General features: G+C 60.0%; 17 protein-coding genes. 7 read left to right on the top strand and 10 right to left on the bottom strand.

All coding sequences use genetic code 11. The annotated features are described in order from the left end of the window. The first annotated feature begins 49 nt into the window (after positions 1-49). Positions 50-1,384, top strand: a complete 1,335-nt coding sequence (locus tag CE636_RS22200; protein ID WP_017899025.1) for a PLP-dependent aminotransferase family protein — start codon at positions 50-52, stop codon at positions 1,382-1,384. Here CE636_RS22200 and CE636_RS22205 read toward each other — a convergent pair. After that, positions 1,381-2,844, bottom strand: coding sequence for a PLP-dependent aminotransferase family protein (locus CE636_RS22205; protein ID WP_017899026.1), 1,464 nt, complete (start codon positions 2,842-2,844; stop codon positions 1,381-1,383). The genes CE636_RS22200 and CE636_RS22205 overlap by 4 nt on opposite strands. 240 nt (positions 2,845-3,084) lie before the next feature. Between CE636_RS22205 and CE636_RS22210 the strand changes: the two genes are divergently transcribed. The 4 genes from CE636_RS22210 to CE636_RS22225 are packed head-to-tail and all read left to right on the top strand — an operon-like array spanning position 3,085 to position 6,059. Beyond that, positions 3,085-3,936, top strand: a complete 852-nt coding sequence (locus CE636_RS22210; RefSeq protein ID WP_017899027.1) for a transporter substrate-binding domain-containing protein — start codon at positions 3,085-3,087, stop codon at positions 3,934-3,936. A 47-nt stretch (positions 3,937-3,983) separates the two neighbouring features. Further along, a complete protein-coding gene (locus tag CE636_RS22215) occupies positions 3,984-4,625 on the top strand; it encodes an amino acid ABC transporter permease (protein ID WP_002893187.1) in 642 nt (213 codons plus the stop codon). 14 nt (positions 4,626-4,639) lie between these two features. Then, positions 4,640-5,305 (top strand): amino acid ABC transporter permease, encoded by a 666-nt coding sequence (locus CE636_RS22220; RefSeq protein ID WP_017899028.1) that lies wholly within the window; start codon positions 4,640-4,642, stop codon positions 5,303-5,305. Beyond that, entirely contained in the window at positions 5,298-6,059 is a 762-nt protein-coding gene (locus CE636_RS22225) for an amino acid ABC transporter ATP-binding protein (RefSeq protein WP_004885633.1), read from the top strand. Before CE636_RS22220 ends, CE636_RS22225 begins: the two co-directional genes overlap by 8 nt. A gap of 52 nt (positions 6,060-6,111) precedes the next feature. Here CE636_RS22225 and CE636_RS22230 read toward each other — a convergent pair whose 3' ends face one another. Continuing rightward, positions 6,112-6,876 carry an SDR family NAD(P)-dependent oxidoreductase gene (locus CE636_RS22230; protein ID WP_004885636.1) on the bottom strand — a complete coding sequence of 255 codons (765 nt, stop codon included), beginning with the start codon at positions 6,874-6,876 and terminating at the stop codon, positions 6,112-6,114. 180 nt (positions 6,877-7,056) lie between these two features. On the opposite strand from CE636_RS22230, the gene CE636_RS22235 reads away from it, so the two are divergent. Then, complete coding sequence (locus tag CE636_RS22235; RefSeq protein ID WP_017899029.1) at positions 7,057-8,394, top strand: aspartate aminotransferase family protein; 1,338 nt, start codon at positions 7,057-7,059, stop codon at positions 8,392-8,394. 428 nt (positions 8,395-8,822) lie between these two features. Here CE636_RS22235 and CE636_RS22240 read toward each other — a convergent pair whose 3' ends face one another. The 5 genes from CE636_RS22240 to CE636_RS22260 form a co-directional block, all read right to left on the bottom strand. Beyond that, positions 8,823-9,527: an ABC transporter ATP-binding protein gene (locus tag CE636_RS22240; protein ID WP_004885642.1), complete on the bottom strand. Its 705-nt coding sequence runs from the start codon at positions 9,525-9,527 to the stop codon at positions 8,823-8,825. Beyond that, a complete protein-coding gene (locus CE636_RS22245; RefSeq protein ID WP_017899030.1) occupies positions 9,514-10,350 on the bottom strand; it encodes an ABC transporter ATP-binding protein in 837 nt (278 codons plus the stop codon). The genes CE636_RS22240 and CE636_RS22245 overlap by 14 nt, the downstream gene beginning before the upstream one ends. Then, positions 10,343-11,176, bottom strand: a complete 834-nt coding sequence (locus tag CE636_RS22250) for an ABC transporter permease (protein ID WP_004885647.1) — start codon at positions 11,174-11,176, stop codon at positions 10,343-10,345. Before CE636_RS22250 ends, CE636_RS22245 begins: the two co-directional genes overlap by 8 nt. Then, complete coding sequence (locus CE636_RS22255; protein ID WP_017899031.1) at positions 11,176-12,198, bottom strand: ABC transporter permease; 1,023 nt, start codon at positions 12,196-12,198, stop codon at positions 11,176-11,178. The genes CE636_RS22250 and CE636_RS22255 overlap by 1 nt, the downstream gene beginning before the upstream one ends. Positions 12,199-12,318: 120 nt before the next feature. Beyond that, entirely contained in the window at positions 12,319-13,887 is a 1,569-nt protein-coding gene (locus CE636_RS22260) for an ABC transporter substrate-binding protein (RefSeq protein WP_017899032.1), read from the bottom strand. A 205-nt stretch (positions 13,888-14,092) separates the two neighbouring features. Here CE636_RS22260 and CE636_RS22265 point away from each other — a divergent pair, with 205 nt between their 5' ends. Beyond that, entirely contained in the window at positions 14,093-14,788 is a 696-nt protein-coding gene (locus tag CE636_RS22265) for a GNAT family N-acetyltransferase (RefSeq protein WP_017899033.1), read from the top strand. 53 nt (positions 14,789-14,841) lie between these two features. On the opposite strand, the gene CE636_RS22270 is transcribed toward CE636_RS22265, so the two are convergent. The 3 genes from CE636_RS22270 to CE636_RS22280 all read right to left on the bottom strand — a co-directional run bounded on the left by CE636_RS22270 (position 14,842) and on the right by CE636_RS22280 (position 17,143). Beyond that, a complete protein-coding gene (locus CE636_RS22270; protein ID WP_004885657.1) occupies positions 14,842-15,060 on the bottom strand; it encodes a YgdI/YgdR family lipoprotein in 219 nt (72 codons plus the stop codon). Between the two features lie 624 nt (positions 15,061-15,684). After that, positions 15,685-16,485 (bottom strand): PhzF family phenazine biosynthesis protein, encoded by an 801-nt coding sequence (locus CE636_RS22275; RefSeq protein WP_017899034.1) that lies wholly within the window; start codon positions 16,483-16,485, stop codon positions 15,685-15,687. Further along, positions 16,475-17,143: a helix-turn-helix transcriptional regulator gene (locus CE636_RS22280; protein WP_004885662.1), complete on the bottom strand. Its 669-nt coding sequence runs from the start codon at positions 17,141-17,143 to the stop codon at positions 16,475-16,477. Before CE636_RS22280 ends, CE636_RS22275 begins: the two co-directional genes overlap by 11 nt. Positions 17,144-17,216: the final 73 nt, after the last annotated feature.

Raw genomic sequence — 17,216 nt, forward strand, 5'->3', positions numbered from 1 at the left:
ATGTGGCCAATCTGATACAATCAAATTATTGTCATAGATACATTTCACGATGAAAGCTCGATACAAAGCCGTTGTCGACCGATACGCGCAGGCGATCCGCAGCGGGCAGCTGCCCGCCGGCAGCCGTCTGCCAACGCACCGTACCCTTGCCGCCAATGAACGCCTCTCGCTGGCCACCGCCACCCGCGTCTACCGTGAACTGGAAGAGATGGGGCTGGTTAGCGGCGAAACCGGCCGCGGCACCTTCGTGCGCGACCTCGCGCTGCCGCCGGGGCACGGGGTCGATCAGCAGGTGGTGGCCGCTGACGTCGTGGATCTTAACTTCAACTACCCTTCGCTGCCGGCGCAGGGCGATGCGCTGCGCGAGGCGCTCAGGCAGCTGGCGATAGCGGGCGATATTGATTCGCATCTGCGCTATCAGCCTCACGCCGGGCGGCTCGCCGAGCGGGACATTATCGCCCGCCATTTGACCTGCCGACACTTTGCGCCGGCCGCGGAAAATGTCCTGATCGTTAACGGCGCACAGCACGGGCTGGCGGTGACCGTTATGGGGCTGTTACGTCCGGGCGATGTGGTGGCGGTTGATGCTCTGACCTATTCGGGCTTCAAGGTGCTGGCGGCGCTCTATCATCTGGAGCTGGCGGCCATCCCCTGTGGGGCCGAGGGGCCGGACCTGCAGGCGCTTCATGCGCTGTGCCAGCAGCGGCGAGTGCGGGCGGTGTATACCATGCCGACGCTGCACAATCCGCTGGGCTGGGTGCTCAACGCCGGGCAGCGGCAGGCGCTGGCCGACCTCGCGCGCCAGCACGATCTGCTGATTATTGAAGATGCGGCTTACGCCAGGCTGGTGAGCCGCCCGCCGCCGCCGGTGGTCAGCTATGCGCCGGAAAGAACGGTGTATGTCACCGGATTTTCGAAAAATATCGCCACCGGGCTGCGCGTGGGGGTGGTGATTTCTCCGCCGCGCTATCGGCCGGAGATTGAGCGCGCCATCCGGGCCACGACGTGGAATACGCCGACGCTGATAAGTTCGCTGATCTGCGCCTGGATTGAAGATGGCACGGTGGCCCGCTTTGAAACACAGAAACGCCAGGATGCGCGACAGCGGCAGCAGGTGGCCCGCGAGGTGCTTTGTGGGCTTCCCGTTGTCAGTCATCCCGATTCGTACTTCGTCTGGCTGCCTCTGGGGGAAGAGAGCCGGGCCGATCGGCTGGCGAACGCGCTGATGGAACGGCGTATTTCGGTGTCGACCGCCGAGCCGTTCTGCGTCTCCGCCACGATTCCACAGGCGCTGCGCGTTGCGCTCGGATCGGTGCCTTTCGACAGTCTGCGCCCGGCGCTGCTCAGCGTGCGCGATGCCGTTGAGTACGAACAATTTCGCTAACCCATCTGCTCCAGCTGGCCGCGCAGGACCTCCACCCCCTGGGCGATGGCGTCGGGGTTAATGGCGTGGAAACCCATGCGAAAGTAGTTATCCGGCGGCGCGGCGCTGAGAAAATGGCGCGCCCCGGGCTCAATCAGCACGCCGGCGTGGGCGGCGCGCCAGGTGAGCTGCTGGGTGTTGATCTGCGCCGGTGTCTGCAGCCAGAAGGCGTTAGCGTGTTCGCTCCCCGCCAGCGCGCGGCACGACGGCAGATAGCGCTGCAGGGCGGCGTGCAGGCGCTCCCAGCGCTGGGCGGAGTCGTAGTGGTAGCGCCGCAGATGGGTTTCATAATGGCCCTGGGCGAGGAAATGGGCCATCTGGTACTGAATGTTGGTCGGCGGATGGCGATAGACCAACCGGCGCAGGGCGCGCGCCTCGTCGATCAGGTCCGGGTCGGCGACCATAAACCCCAGCCGCAGCCCCGGCGACAGCGCCTTTGACAGGCTGCTGACATACACCACCCGGCCGCTGCGATCGCTGGCCTTCAGCGCCGGCAGCGGGTTTTGGGTAAAGTTACTCTCCGAGTCATAATCATCTTCAATGATCACCGCGTCATGGCGGGCGGCATGCTCCAGCAGCTGGCGGCGGCGCGCGCTGCTCATCGCCACACCGGTGGGCACCTGGTGGCCGGGGGTGACATAGTAGTAATCGCAGGGACGCTCATTAAGCACGATCCCCTCTTCATCCACCGGGTGCGGCGCTACCTCGGCGTCGGCGAGCAGAAAGGTGTTGATGGCTTCGCGAAAGCAGGGGTTTTCGACGCCAATGCGGGTGGTGGAAGAGAGCAGCAGCCGTGTCAGCAGGTAGAGGGCGTTTTGCGAACCCAGGGTGATGAGAATTTCGTCCGGGGCGGCGACAATGCCGCGCTTGGGCAGCACCCGGGTGCGGATCTGCTCGATGAGCATCGGCACATCCTGGTCAATATGGTCGATGACCCACGCCGGGTCGCGCACCCCGCCGTGCAGCCAGTTCGCCGCCGAGCGCCAGGTGGCCAGCGGGAACTGCCGGGTATCGGGCTGGCCGTAGATAAACGGGTAGCGGTAGTGCATCCAGCCCGCCGGTTTGAGGATCGACTCCTGCTGGCTGGGGGTCATCTGCAGCCGGTCGCCCCAGCGTGGTGCAGCCGCTTCGCGCTGCGGTGCACTCTCGACCGCGGGCGGCGAAGCATCGTGATAGTCGGGGTGCAGGTAGTAACCACTTCGCGGGCGGCTAATCAGGTAGCCCTCGTTGACCAGGCTTTCGAACACCAGGGCGGTGGTGTTGCGCGAGACGCGCAGCTGGCTGGCCAGCTGGCGGCAGGAGGGGAGCGGGGTGTCGGCGGCGAAGATCCCGCTGAGAATGGCATTCACCAGCGTCTCTCGCACCTGTTCCTGCAAACCGCGGCCAGGCTCAAAATCAACGTGTAACAGGTGACGGATCATACGGGGCTCCTCTGGCAATAACGCATCGCGACCACCCGCTAAGCTCAGCAAATTCCATACCACCCTTCCGCCATCTGACACAGCGATGCGGCCCATCTGGCTCTATACGGAATTGCAAAACGCTCCCACATTAAAAACGCATTCAGCCGCCGCGGACCGGAACCTCCCGGCCTCTATTTTGCATAAACCTTTTCGCGTTCTGGAATGAACCCGTCTGGCCAATCCATCAGGGGTGAAATAATGAAAAAATCATTGGCATCAATATGTCTGAGCGCTGTATTAACGGTTGCTTTTTCTTATCACGCCGTCGCGGCCGATCTGCCGGAAATAGAAAAATCCGGCACCCTGAAAGTGGCGACGGAAGATGATTATGCGCCGTTTAACTTTATGAATAATGGCCAGGCCGATGGCTTTAACAAAGATATGCTTGAGGAGTTACGTAAATACGCCAAATTTCATGTCGACCAGAGCATATTACCGTGGACCGGATTATTAGCGGCTGTCTCCACCGGACAATACGATATGGCCTTAACCGGGGCGGTTATTACCGATGAGCGGCTGAAAGTCTTTGATTTCACCCCACCATGGGCCTCCGCGCAGCACTATTTCGTCAAACGCGCTGGCGATACCTCGCTAAATACCATTGCCGATCTCAGCGGCAAAAAAGTGGGCGTGCAGGCAGGCAGCGCGCTGCTGGCGCGTTTGCCGGAGCTGAAGGCGATGCTGGAGCAGACCGGCGGCAAGCTGGGACCGGTGGTGGAGTACCCCTCCTATCCGGAAGCCTACGCCGACCTGGCGAATAAGCGGCTGGATTACGTGATTAACGTGGTTATCTCGGTAAACGACCTGGCGAAAGCCAAACCGAAGGTCTTCGCCAAAGGGCTGGCCGTCTCCGGACCGGGCTATATGGCGTGGCCGATCCCGAAAAACTCGCCGCAGCTGCTGGCCTATATGACCAAGTTTATGAACCACATGAAGGAGACCGGCAAGCTCGCCGAGCTGCAGAAAAAATGGTTCGGCGAAACCTATGACAACCTGCCCACCGAGGCGATCACCAGCCCGGAACAATTTCATAAGCTTGCCGGTCTGTAATGTTCCGCGGCGGGCGACCGCCGCCTGTTGCTGAGAAGGAGGGCCTCATGGATGCAATTTCCTGGCAGTTATTAATCGAAGGCGCATGGACGACCCTCTGGATTTCGGCCATCGCTATCGCCTTCGGGGTGGTGGCGGGGCTGCTGATCGCCCTGGTGCGGATGCTGCGTCTGCCGGTTATCGACCAGCTGCTGGTGGTCTATATCAGCCTGGCCCGCGCGACGCCGCTGGTGACGCTGGTGCTGTTTCTGTTTCTTTCGCTGCCCACGATGGGTATTAACCTCGACAAGAACGTGGCCGCGATTGTGGCGCTGACGCTTAACACGTCGGCGTTTAACGCTGAGATCTGGCGCAACGCCTTCCGCACCTTTCCGCGCGAACAGCGGGAGGCGGCGGAGTCGGTGGGAATGCGCCGCTGGACCTACTTCCGCTACATCATGCTGCCGCAGATGTGGATCGAGAGCCTGCCGGCGCTGGTCAATGAGATGTCGTTTTTGATCAAAGGTAGCCCGGCGATCGCCGTGATTGGCGTGGTGGATCTTACCCGGGTGACCAACCGTATCTCCTCGGTCACCTACGAGCCGCTGTCGCCGATCCTCGCCGCCGGCCTGCTGTATGTGGCGATCATCGGCTGTTTGTTGAAGCTGCAGGGGATCGCGGAACGGAAAGCCAGGCGCCTGGCGCGCTAGCAACGGGAGGTATTATGAATCAGTGGGGCGTTATCTGGTCGGTACGCGATAGCTTTATTGCCGGGTTATTCGCGACCCTCGAACTGTTTATTACCGCCGCCCTGGCGGCCCTTATTATCGGTATTGCGCTGTGCTATTTGAGTGAATATCAAAAGAAAGTCCTTAACCGGGTTATCATTGGCTTTGTCAGCCTGATGCGCGCGATCCCTTTTTTGATCCTCGCCTATCTGCTGTATTACGGACTGCCGCAGCTCGGTATTAGCATGGAGCCGTGGACCGCCGGTTTATTGGCCCTGATTATTTATCATGGCGCCTACTTCTTTGAAATATTGCGCAGCCAGCGGCGGGTATTTTCCGGCGGGTATATTGAAGCGGCGATTGCTCAGGGCTTTTCTCGCTATGCCATTTTTCGGTGGATTATTTTACCCAATATCGTCTCTTCCGCCTTACCGCTGATCGGCAATCAGCTGATTATCTGCCTGAAGGACACCGCTTTCCTGAGCATTATTACCGTTCAGGAGATCACCGCCGCCGCCAACAGCGTCCAGGCGACCTATTTTATTCCGTTTAACGCCTTTATCGTCGCCATTGGGCTTTACTGGGCGATCAGCATTCTGCTGGAGCTGCTGATTAAGCGCCTGACCGCCTGGGGAGCCAAACGAGGAATGAGCCATGCCTGAGTCTATTGCCGTAAGCGTCAAAAACGTCTCCAAGCAGTTCGATAATGTGGAAGTCCTGCGGGATATTAACCTGACGGTGGAGAAGGGGACCGTGGTGAGTATTCTCGGCTCGTCCGGGTCGGGAAAATCCACCCTGCTGCGCTGTATGAACTGGCTGGAACAGCCGGACCGCGGTGAAATTCATATCGGCGGTCAGCGGCTGGGGATTGATGAACAGCGCGGCCGGGCGATGTCGCACCGCCAGCTGGCCAAAATCCGCGAGCGGGTGGGGATGGTGTTTCAGAGTTTTAACCTGTGGCCGCATCTGACCGTGCAGCAGAACGTCAGCGAGGCGCTGCTGCGCGTTAAGGGCATGAAGCGGGACGAGGCGAAGGCCATGGCTATGCGGCAGCTGGAGAAAGTCGGCATGGCGCACAAAGCCGATGTCTACCCGATCACCCTCTCCGGCGGGCAGAAGCAGCGGGTGGCGATCGCCCGTTCGCTGGCGATGTCGCCAGAAGTCATCCTATTCGATGAACCGACCTCGGCGCTGGATCCGGAGCTGGTGAACGAGGTGTTAGGAGTGATGAAAGCCCTTGCCGCCGAGGGCTACACCATGGTGGTGGTGACCCACGAGATGGATTTTGCCCGCCAGGTGTCCAATGAGGTGGTGTTTCTGGAGAAGGGGCTGCTGATTGAGAAGGCGCCGCCGGAGAAGTTCTTCACGCAACCTGACTCCGAACGCGTCAGGCAGTTTCTGCAAAGCAGCCGCTAGACCGGCCTGTCCCCCCTGCCGGCAACGCGGCAGGGGAAGCGTCGGGCTTCTCTTAATCCCGATCGATGGCGAACGGCTGCCACGCCTGACGCACCGGCATCACCTCTACCCGGTTAATGTTCATATGCGCCGGCAGCGTGGCGATATAAAACATCTGCTCGGCGATATCGCGCGCGCTCAGCGGCGTGGTGCCGCGATAGAGTTTATCCGATGCCGCCTGGTCGCCCTTAGTGCGCACCAGGGTAAATTCGGTCTCGGCAATCCCCGGCGCCAGATCGGTGACTCGCACGCCGGTGCCAAGCAGATCGCAGCGCAGGTTATAGCTGAACTGTTTCACGAAGGCCTTGCTGGCGCCATAGACATGGCTGCCGGGATAGGGCCACTGTCCGGCGATCGAGCCGATATTGATAATGCTCGCTCCGGCGCCATGGCGAATCAGCGTCGGCAGCAGGGCGTGGGTGACCGTCACCAGACCGGTGACATTGGTGTCGATCATCGTTTTCCAGTCCTCCAGCGCCACCTCCTGCGCCGGCAGCGGCGACAGCGCCAGCCCGGCGTTGTTGATCAGGGTGGTGACATCGGCGAAATCGGCGGGCAGCGACGCCACGGCGGCAGCCACTGCCTCGCTGTCACGAACGTCAAGCTCAATAATATGCACCGGCACCTTAGCGGCGAGGCTGTCCTGCAAGGCCTTCAGTCGCGGATAGCGGCGCCCGCTCAACACCAGCGACCAGCCCGCGTCGGCAAACACCTGCGCTGCCGCTTCGCCAAAACCCGAGGTCGCCCCGGTGATAAACACTACGTTGCTCGTTGCCATCTCATTCTCCTGTACGGTTGTCCCTTCACTATAAAAACGCCGGACGGCAAGGCACAGGGCCAGACGACGGGCGGGGATGTGACACCGTGTCACATCGTTTTGCGCGCACTGGCTCTATCCGATTTGCGCGGCCGCGGCCAATGATGAAGCCAACCACTACGACATGAGAGAGGGCAGGGTATGAAGCTGGCAATTCACAACGAGGTCGCGGTAAGCAATGACGAAGTTCGGCAATTGGATCGCGCCTATGTGTTTCATTCATGGTCGATGCAGGGCAATCTCAACCCGCTGGTCATCGCCGGGGCGCAAGGCTGCGAGCTATGGGATTACGAGGGGAATACCTGGCTCGATTTCAGCAGCCAGCTGGTGAACGTCAACATAGGCTATCAACATCCCCGGGTGCTGGCGGCCATGAAGGCGCAGCTGGAGACCCTGGTCACCATCGCGCCCGCCACCGCCAACCTTGCCCGCGGCGAAGCGGCGAAGCGCATCGTCGACCTGGCGCCGGCGGGCTTCAGCAAGGTGTTCTTCACCAACGCCGGGGCGGATGCCAATGAGAACGCGATTCGCATGGCGCGGCTCTATACCGGGCGCGACAAGGTGCTCTCGGCTTATCGTTCCTACCATGGCAACACCGGCAGCGCGATCGCCGCCACCGGCGACTGGCGCCGGGTGCCGAATGAGTTCTCCCGCGGCCATGTGCACTTCTTCAACCCCTACCTTTACCGCAGCGAGTTCAACTCCGCGACTGAGGAAGAGGAGTGCCAGCGCGCGCTGGCGCATCTGCGGCGGATAATTGAATGCGAGGGGCCGACGGCCATCGCGGCGATCCTGCTGGAGTCCATCCCCGGCACCGCCGGGATCCTCGTGCCGCCGGCAGGCTATATGCAGGGCGTGCGCGCTCTGGCCGACGAGTTTGGCATCGTGCTGATCCTCGATGAGGTGATGGCCGGCTTTGGCCGCACCGGCAGCTGGTTCGCCTTCGAACAGGATGGCGTGGTGCCGGATCTGGTGACCTTTGCCAAGGGGGTTAACGCCGGCTACGTGCCGGCGGGCGGGGTGCTGATTAGTGAGCCGATTGCCCGCTACTTTGATGACCACTTCTTTGCCGGGGGGCTGACCTACTCCGGCCATCCGCTGGCGATGGCGGCGATTGTCGCCACCATCGACGCGATGAAAGAGGAGAAGGTGGTTGAGAACGCGGCCTATATCGGCAACGAGGTGCTGCGACCCGGCCTCGAGGCGCTGGCGGAGAAGCACGCCATTATCGGCGAGGTGCGCGGTCGCGGCCTGTTCCAGGCGCTGGAGCTAGTAAGCAGCCGTAAACAAAAAACGCCGTTGACCGCCGCCGACATGGCCGCGATCAAAGGGGCCTTAACCGAGGCCGGACTGCTGGCCTTTGTGGTGGAAAACCGCATTCACGTGGTGCCGCCGTGCACCATTACTGCTGAGCAGGTGGCGCAGGGGCTGGCGATTTTTGATGCGGTATTCGCCCGCTTTGCCAGCCTGGCGAAGTAGGGGAGGGGGCCGTATACTGTTGCCCGGCGGCGCTGCGCTTGCACGGGCCTACGGGGTGTGAGCCTGTGTGTGGATCCTGTAGGCCGGGTAAGGCGCAGCCGCCACCCGGCGAAATAACGTCACAACTGAATATTTCCCTGTTCGCGCTGCGTCTGGCAGGGCTACAGCTTCTGTGTTAATTCCGGGCAGATTGCGCTCCCAATATTTCTTCTGCGTTATGTCATTCATGGCGCAAGGAGCGCACAGGGGGCGGCCAGTCGCCGCCGCCCCCTGTACCCCCGGCCTTCCGGGAACGTCTCAGCGATTTTGAGGCCGCCAGCACCGGCAGTTTCAGTCGCCGCAAGTGGGTAAATTAACGGCAGGTCGCACGAATCGTAGGTCGGGTAAGCGAAGCGCCACCCGACAAAACAACCGCGCATCCGCTGACTTCACCTCATTCGGTGTTCTCCGTTGACCAGCGCGTCGCGATCGAAAAAGCGCTGGATCACGCCCTCCGCCATAAACGCTGCCCGATCGGACATATGGGCGATGACGTCGGCATCATGGCTGACCAGCAGATAGGTCATGCCGTGCTCCTGTTTCAGGCGGTTAAGCAGATTGAGGATTTCCGCCTGTACCGACATATCCAGTGCCGAGGTCGGCTCATCCAGCAGCAGGAGCTGCGGGCGCAGCAGCAGGGCGCGGGCAATGGCCACGCGCTGCCGTTGACCACCGGAGAGCTGATGCGGATAGCGGCGCGCGGCGTCGGCGGCCAGACCCACCTGCTCAAGGGCGGTGGTCACCCGCGAGGCAACGTCGCGGATGCCGTGGATCTGCAGCGGCTCCGCCAGGGTGCGCCACAGGGTATGGTTGGGATGCAGCGAAGCATACGGATCCTGAAACACCATCTGCACGTTGCGCCGCAGCTCGCCCTGAAAGCGGGCGCCCGGCGTAATGGCCTGGCCGAGCAGATCCACGCTGCCGCGCCATTCGCGCTGTAATCCGGCGAGCACGCGCAAAATCGTCGATTTACCGCAGCCCGAGGCGCCGATCAGGCTGAAGGTTTCCCCGGCGTCGACACGGAAACTGGCGGCGGAGACCGCCGTCTTCGCGCCGAATGTTACCTGTAAATCCTGAAGATTAACGATCGCCATGGGCCGTCTCCGTAAAGTCCTGAGTTCTGTCGAGGGTCGGCAGTATCTGGCCGTAAGTATGCGCATTCGGCCGGCAGGTCCACAGGGTGCGGGTATAAGGGTGCGTCGCCGTCGGTAGCGCTCGCGCTGGCATCTCGTCGACCTGTCTCCCCTGGTACATCACCAGCACGCGATCGCAATGCGCGGCCACTAACGGCAGATCGTGGCTGATCAGTAACATGGCCATCTGCCGCTGCGCGCACTGCTCCACCAGCAGCTCGAGGATCTGGTTGCGCAGGCGGGCGTCAAGGGCTGAGGTCGGCTCGTCGGCTATCAGCACCTTCGGGTTATTGAGCAGCGCGAGGGCGATCATTACCCGCTGCCCCATCCCGCCGGAGAGTTCGCCGGGATAGCGGCTGAGGACCGGGAGATCCAGACCGACGGCGGCGATAGCGTCTTTGACCGCCTCGGCGCGCCCGCGGCGGCTGAGACGCTGATGCAGGGTTAACGCCTCTTCCAGCTGCGTCTGAATGGATTGCACTGGATTCAGCGCATAGCGCGGGTCCTGCAGCACCATAGCGATATCGTTGCCGCGCAGCTCGCGCCAGCCGCGGGCGCTAAGGGTCAGCACATCACGCCCCAGCACCTCCAGCCGTTCGGCGCTCACTATCCCGGGCTTGCGCACCAGGCCCATCAGCGCCCGGGCGGTCATGGATTTGCCGGAGCCGGATTCGCCCACCAGCGCCAGCCGCTCGTTGCCGAGGGTGAAGCTGACGTTGTCCACCACCCGGGCGGTGGGGTAGTCGACAGCGAGTCCCTGCACGGTCAGTCGGATGTCAGTCATGTTGCGGCTCCAGAATATCGCGCAGGCCATCGCCCAGCAGGTTAAACGCCAGGCTGGCGAGCAGGATCGCCGCGCCGGGGATGGCAGCGATCCACCACTGGTCGAAAATCACCTGCATCCCGTCGGCAATCATCGCTCCCCACTCCGCCATCGGCGGGCGAGCGCCAAGGCCGAGAAAGCCGAGCCCGGCGGCGGCGAGAATAATACCCGCCAGATCGAGCGCCAGCCGGACAATTGCCGACGGCAGACATAGCGGCAGAATATGGCCGACCAGCAGCCGCCCGCCGCGGATGCCCAGCATCTCCGCCGCGGCGAGATAGTCGCTATGGCGCAGGCGCTGAATTTCGCTGCGCGCCTGACGGGCGTAGGCCGGCCAGGTAGTCAGGGCTAACGCCAGCGCGCCGTTGACCAGCCCCGGGCCGAGCATCGCCACGAACGCGAAGGCGAGGATCAACCGCGGCATCGACATCACCACGTCGGTAAACCGCATCAGTATTCGCTCCAGCCACCCGCCATAGTAGCCGGAGAGGATACCCACCAGCAGCCCGACGGGCAGGGTAATGGCGGTTACCAGCGCCACCAGACCCAGCGCCGGACGTGCGCCGTAGAGCAGGCGCGACAGCAGGTCACGGCCGTAGCTGTCGGTGCCGAGCCAGTGCCCCGCGCCAGGTCCCTGCAGACGGGCGGCGGCATCCTGCCAGTTGGGATCGTGCGGCGCCAGCCACGGGGCGAACAGCGCGGTCAGCACCAGCAGGATCACCAGGGCCAGGCCGCTGAAGGCGGCGGGTGATCGGCGCAGACGGCGTAAAAACAGATAAGTCGGCATCAGCGCACCCTCGGGTCGGTTAACCGCACCAGCAGGTCGGTCAGGTTATTGATCAGCACAAAACTCACGCCAATCAGCAGCGTGCCGCCCATGATCGCCGTGGTATCCCCGGCGAACAGCGCGGTGGTGAGGTAGCGGCCGATCCCCGGCCACGAGAAGACGGTTTCGGTGAGCACCGCCCCTTCGAGCATCGAGGTCCAGGCGAGGGCGGTCACCGTCAGCAGAGTGCCGCGGATATTGGGCAGGACGTGGCGCAGCAGAATTGTCATCTCACCAGCCCCTTTGGCCCGCGCCAGCAGAATGTACTCTTTGTTCATCTCGCTCAGGCAGGCGGAGCGGGTCAGGCGGGTGATGCTGGCCAGCGAGTAATAGGCCAGCACCAGCACCGGCAGCAGCAGATGGCCGATGGCATTTTTAAACGCCGCCATATCGCCGGAGAGCCAGGTGTCGATCAGCGCAAAACCGCTGCGCGGCTCGACGGTGTACTGATAAATATCGTCGAGGCGACCTGGGCCCGGCGCCCACTGTAGCCGGGCGTAAAACAGGGCCAGCATCAGCAGGCCGAGCCAGAAAATGGGCACCGAGTTGCCCAACAGGGTAAAGGTGCGCACCGCCAAATCCCACGGCGAACCGGCGTAACGGGCGCACAGCACCCCGGCGACGATGCCCAGTACCGCGCCGACGATCAGCGCCAGGGTCGCCAGCTCAAGGGTTGCCGGAAAGACCGCCAGCAGGTCATGGAGCACCGGCTGGCCGGTGGCGCTGGCGATGCCAAGATCGCCATGGGACAGGTTGACCAGGTAGTGCCAGAACTGCACCGGCAGCGGTTGGTCGAGACCCAACTGATGACGAACCTGGTCGTAAGTCGACTGACTGGCATGGTCGCCGACGATCTGCAGCACGCGGTCGACCGGCGACAGCGCGGAGAGCGCGAAGGTGACCAGCAGCAGCCCGAACAGCGTCAGCAGCAGGGTAAACAGCCCCTGCAGCAGGTGGGTAAGATGAGTGGAAAACGATGGCATGGAAAATGGAAATTCCTGGTATATCAACATGGTTCCCGGCGGCGCGACGCCCACCGGACCCGGGTGGCGAAACGGTCATCCGGGCAGGGCGAGGCCGCCATGCCCGGTGACATAACCCGCTTACTTGGTGACGTTATCGTACCAGACCATATCGGCGTTCAGCCCCTGCTGATAGCCCTTCACGTTGTCGCGCACCACGATCTGGGTTTTCCCCTGGTCAATAAAGACGTATGGCGAATGCTGCAGCAGGGTTTCCTGCATCGTTTTGTACAGGTCGAGGCGTTTCGCCGGGTCCGGCTCCGCCACCGCGGCGAGGGTGACTTTATTCAGCTCAGGGATCTGCCAGCCGTTGAGCCCGGCCACGGTGCTGGATTTACCATCGTTCCATGCAAAGGCGCTGGCGTTGGAATGGGCATCAAAGTAGTCCGGGATCCACAGGCGGATCGCCGCCTGATGCTGCTTCGCGCGCACCCGGGCATAGACCTGGCTGCCGGCGGCGGGTAGCAGATCCACCTTCACCCCGCCCTGGGCAAAGCTGGCCTGCAGCGACTGGGCGATGGTGATAAACGGCGGTTTGTTCTCCACGTCGAGGGTGAAGTGGGCATCCTTAATGCCCGCTTTATCGAGGATAGCCTTAGCTTTTTGCGGGTTGAAGGTGAAAGGATTGGTCTCCAGCGCCCCCGGCAGTCCGGCCGGCAGGAAGCTTTGATGAATAAAGTACTGTCCTTTCAGCAGATTTTTGGTGATGCCTTCATAATCGACCAGCCAGCGCGCCGCCTCCCAGAAGGCCGGATTATTCAGCAGCGGGTTGGCGCTGTTGGCGGTATTAAACACCAGGTAGTTTTGCTCGGCGGACGGGATGCTCAGCACCTTCACGCCGGGTTTATCCTGCAGGGCGGCTATCTGGTCAGCGCCGAGGTCGCGGGCCACGTCGGCATCCCCCTGCTGGATCAGCAGGCGGCGGGAAGCCGGGTCGGGGACGTTTTTAATAATAATGCTTTTGATCTTTGGCGCGCCGGTGGGGGAGCTGGCGTTGGCCTCCAGCACGATGGCCTGATGCGGCTGGTAGACGCGCATTTTATAGGCCCCGCTGCCCGCCGAGTGCATCTTCAGCCAGTCGTTGCCGAAGTCGTTATTTTTCGCGTTCGGCGCCACCTGTTTTTCATCAACGATGGAGGCGATGGGGGTGGAGAGAATATTCAGCGCCACCGCCGGGCTGACGTCGGCGGTCCAGTGCAGCGTCAGGGTATGATCGTCAACTTTTTTCAGCTGGCTGGCGATGTTGTCCGGCTGCCAGCCGAGCACGTTGAGAATAAACGCTGGCGATTTATTCAGCGTCACCGCGCGGGTGTATGAGAAAATCACATCTTCCGGGCGCAGCGGATTACCGGAGGCGAATTTGGCATCCGACTTCAGTTTAATGGTCAGGGTTTTCGCCGCCGGATCGGCCTGCCAGCTTTCGGCGAGAATCGGTACGATTTTTTCAGGGTTGTTGCGGTCCGGCTGCACCAGACGCTGGTAGAGGCTGGGGACCGTCTGAATGCTGGAGAGTTCGTTCGCTTCCGCCGGGTCGAGGCTGACGATATCGTCGAGACCCTGGGCGACTACCAGCGTGTTGGGCGGCGTGGCGGCATGCGCGGCGGTGGAGAGCGCCGTCAGTACCAGTAAAGGCAACAGTTTTTTGGTCATGTGCAATCCCTGAAAAATGGTTATTTTAATTTTTTATGCCTCGCTACGTTAGGCCGCTTGCGAAAAGGCGTAAAGTCAAAATAAGGATATCCTTATGCTAAAAACGCATAATCAAGAACGACAGGTTATTGCCGGTCGCGCAGAAGCGCCTTTCTCCGCTGCGGGCTTCTTGCTATAACGCATTGTCTATTGCGAGGAGGTGGGTGTGCCGGAAATCAATGAGTTTGGCCAGCAGGTGAACGACCTTGTCCCAGGCTGGCAGGGGGCGCGAGTCCTGCGACGGACGGCGTTAAATGGCCGTTTTTGTCGACTGGAGCCGCTGGACGTTGACCGTCATGCGGCGGATCTGTTTGCCGCCTATGCGCTCGGTGACAACAGCGACTGGACGTGGCTGGCGTCTACGCGGCCGGAGAGCGTGGCGGCGACCGCCCACTGGATCGCGGGCAAGGTGAATGATGATGCCCTGGTGCCGTATGCGGTGATTGACCTCCATAGCGAGCAGGCGGTGGGCATCGTCAGCTATATGGCGATCGAACGGGAAATGGGCACGGTTGAGATCGGCCATGTCACCTGGTCGCGACGGATGAAAAACACCCCGCTGGGTACCGAAGCGGTCTGGCTGCTGCTGAAGAACGGCTTTGACCATGGCTATCGTCGGCTGGAGTGGAAATGCGATTCGATGAATGTCGCCTCGCGCCGCGCCGCCGAACGGCTGGGCTTTAGCTGGGAAGGACGTCTGCGGCAGAGGCTGGTGCGTAAAGGGCGGACGCGCGACAGCGATATGCTGTCCATCATCGACGGCGAGTGGCCTGCGCGCGATGCGGCGCTGCGGGCGTGGCTGGCGGCGGAAAACTTTACTGCCGACGGGCAGCAGATCAAACGCCTGGAGGCGTTTCGCTAACTCTGCAAAGTGAATGGGCAGAGCGCATCACGCCAGCTCTGCCCATACAAAGGCTATTTCTCGATCATCTGAATAATTTGATCCCGGTTAATGGCATGTTCATTTCCCGCGATATCCTCATAGGTGATTAACCCAGTATCGTCATCGACCTCCGGTTTTCCGTGGGTGATAATCATCTCACCATTTTTTTTCTCTAATACATAATCGCTGGAACACCCCGCAACGGTGAACGTTAATAATGCCAAACCGAATACTGCAACGAACTTTTTCATTGTGCTACCTGTTGTAAAAAAGCCACGGTGGGCCGCAGAATATGACAGACTAACCAGTTATCGAAAGTGGGTCATAATTAACACCGAATAAAGTATTAACATGGCGACTAACGTAATAACCACTATACGACGTTCAAGGGGCGTGGCCTTTTTCTTAGATTCATCATCTGGTTTTGTTAACATAATATTCTCTCTGTTAGCCCTGTCAGTGCTCCCGATTCCGACACCGGCAGAGGTGAGTTCTCGGCAATATTGTCGGGATGAACGACTTGCTAGTTGTTATTTAATACCCAGAGTTAAAGTAACGATTCCAGTGATAACCATTCAAAGACCCGTTCAGGCATTTTTGGCTAACACAACATTAAAAATCTCATTTTTATGGCTGAAGCTGGCTATGCCTGCCGCAGACTCTGTTGCGCAGGCAGCACGCTTATTATCTTTTCGCACGTAACGGATAAAAAATGCCTGTTGTTATCAATGCTCCGGGGCTGGAAACGGCAAACCCCGGATGACGTTATTAAATGATTCTCACCAAAATATTAAAGAGGCCTATTTAAGATGATGAGAATCACAATTCGCCATTAAGCTAATATAATTTTGCAAATAAACTATAGATTCGTTGGTTTACAAAATAAAGGTACCTTCAATAACCAGACAGGCTTCGCCTGAGAGTTCAACACGTCCGTTATCTTTGATGTGGCAGAAGAGTTCTCCCTTACGGTTGCCACCTTGCTGGGCATGAAGCGTTTTTTTCGCCAGTTTCTCACTCCACAGCGGCGCCAGAAAAGTATGTGCCGAACCGGTGACCGGATCTTCGTTGACTCCCACCTGCGGACCGAACCAGCGAGAACGAAAATCGAAGGTCCGTGATGCGGCGGTGACCACCACGCCACGGGTGTTGAAGGCATTCAAGGCGTTAAAGTCGGGTTTAAGCGCGTCCAACAGCGCTTCGTCATCAATGACGACAATAATATCGGAGGCTTGCCAGGTTTCACCTGCGTCTTCAGCCAGTCCCAGCGCCTTGAACAATCCTTGCGGCGCGGCGATGGGTGACGGAACAACCAGCGGAAAATCCAGGGTATATTTTCCGTCATGCATCGTGACGTCCAGCGCGCCGCTGCGGGTGAAAAAACGCACCCGATCGCGCGCTTGTTGATTGAGCAGCACGCTGGCCGCAGCCAGCGTGGCATGACCGCAGAGATCGACCTCGACGGCTGGGGTAAACCATCGCAATCCGAAACCGTCAGGCTGCCTGACAACAAAGGCCGTTTCCGACAGGTTGTTTTCCGTCGCAATGCGCTGCAGCACGCTATCTTCAGGCCACGCCTCCAGCAAACAAACCGCGGCGGGATTGCCGGTAAAGGGGCCTTTTGAGAAAGCATCGACCTGATAAAAGCGAATGCGCTGCTGTGAATTATTTTTCATTCATCACCTCAAGGTCATTATAAACCGTATATCGTGTTACCCCCAGGGCCTGAGCCGCCTGCTGCACGCCCCCGCGCATTTTAAAAATACCTTTCGTATGCATTTCAGCGACAATTTTCAAACGCTGCGCTTTTTGTATTTTTTTACCCGGCACTGAATATTTATCAATGATTTCCTGGATTGACTGATCGATCAATCCGCCTAAATTAAGATCGACCGCCTCTGCGGCCTCCGCCGGCGATGGCAGCAGCGCGTCAAGGCTCTTGCGTATTTGCTCAAAAGGCGAGGGGTCGACATTAATACAGAAGGCGATAAGCGGATATCCCTCTTCGCTGTAATAAATTGTCGATGCGCTATTGAGCGTTTTCCCTGAAGCGGTGACGGTTTTATAATCGCTTATGGTTCTCGGCTTGTTGTTATTCGTCTTCTGCAGAAGCAGCGCAAAACCGGTATCTTTTTCCGGACCGGCTAATAAATGATCGCCATTACCCCTGCCGCTAACATGACCGTTAATAATTTTGATAATGGAATGTTCTGGGGTAGTGAGATTATGCAACACCACCTCCTGATTCGCTGATAACGTTCCCGCCATGGCGTCCATGGCTGCTTCAAGCGGCCCGGCGATCTGTGCAACCTGCTGTGTGTACTCTGATGTCATGGATGATCCTCTGCTGGAATCGTGGTCAGGAAGCGACCCCGGAACGCTATTTTACCATGGGAGATTCGCTGAC

Source organism: Klebsiella sp. LY (assembly GCF_004010915.1).
In the GTDB taxonomy this organism is placed as follows: domain Bacteria; phylum Pseudomonadota; class Gammaproteobacteria; order Enterobacterales; family Enterobacteriaceae; genus Klebsiella; species Klebsiella quasipneumoniae.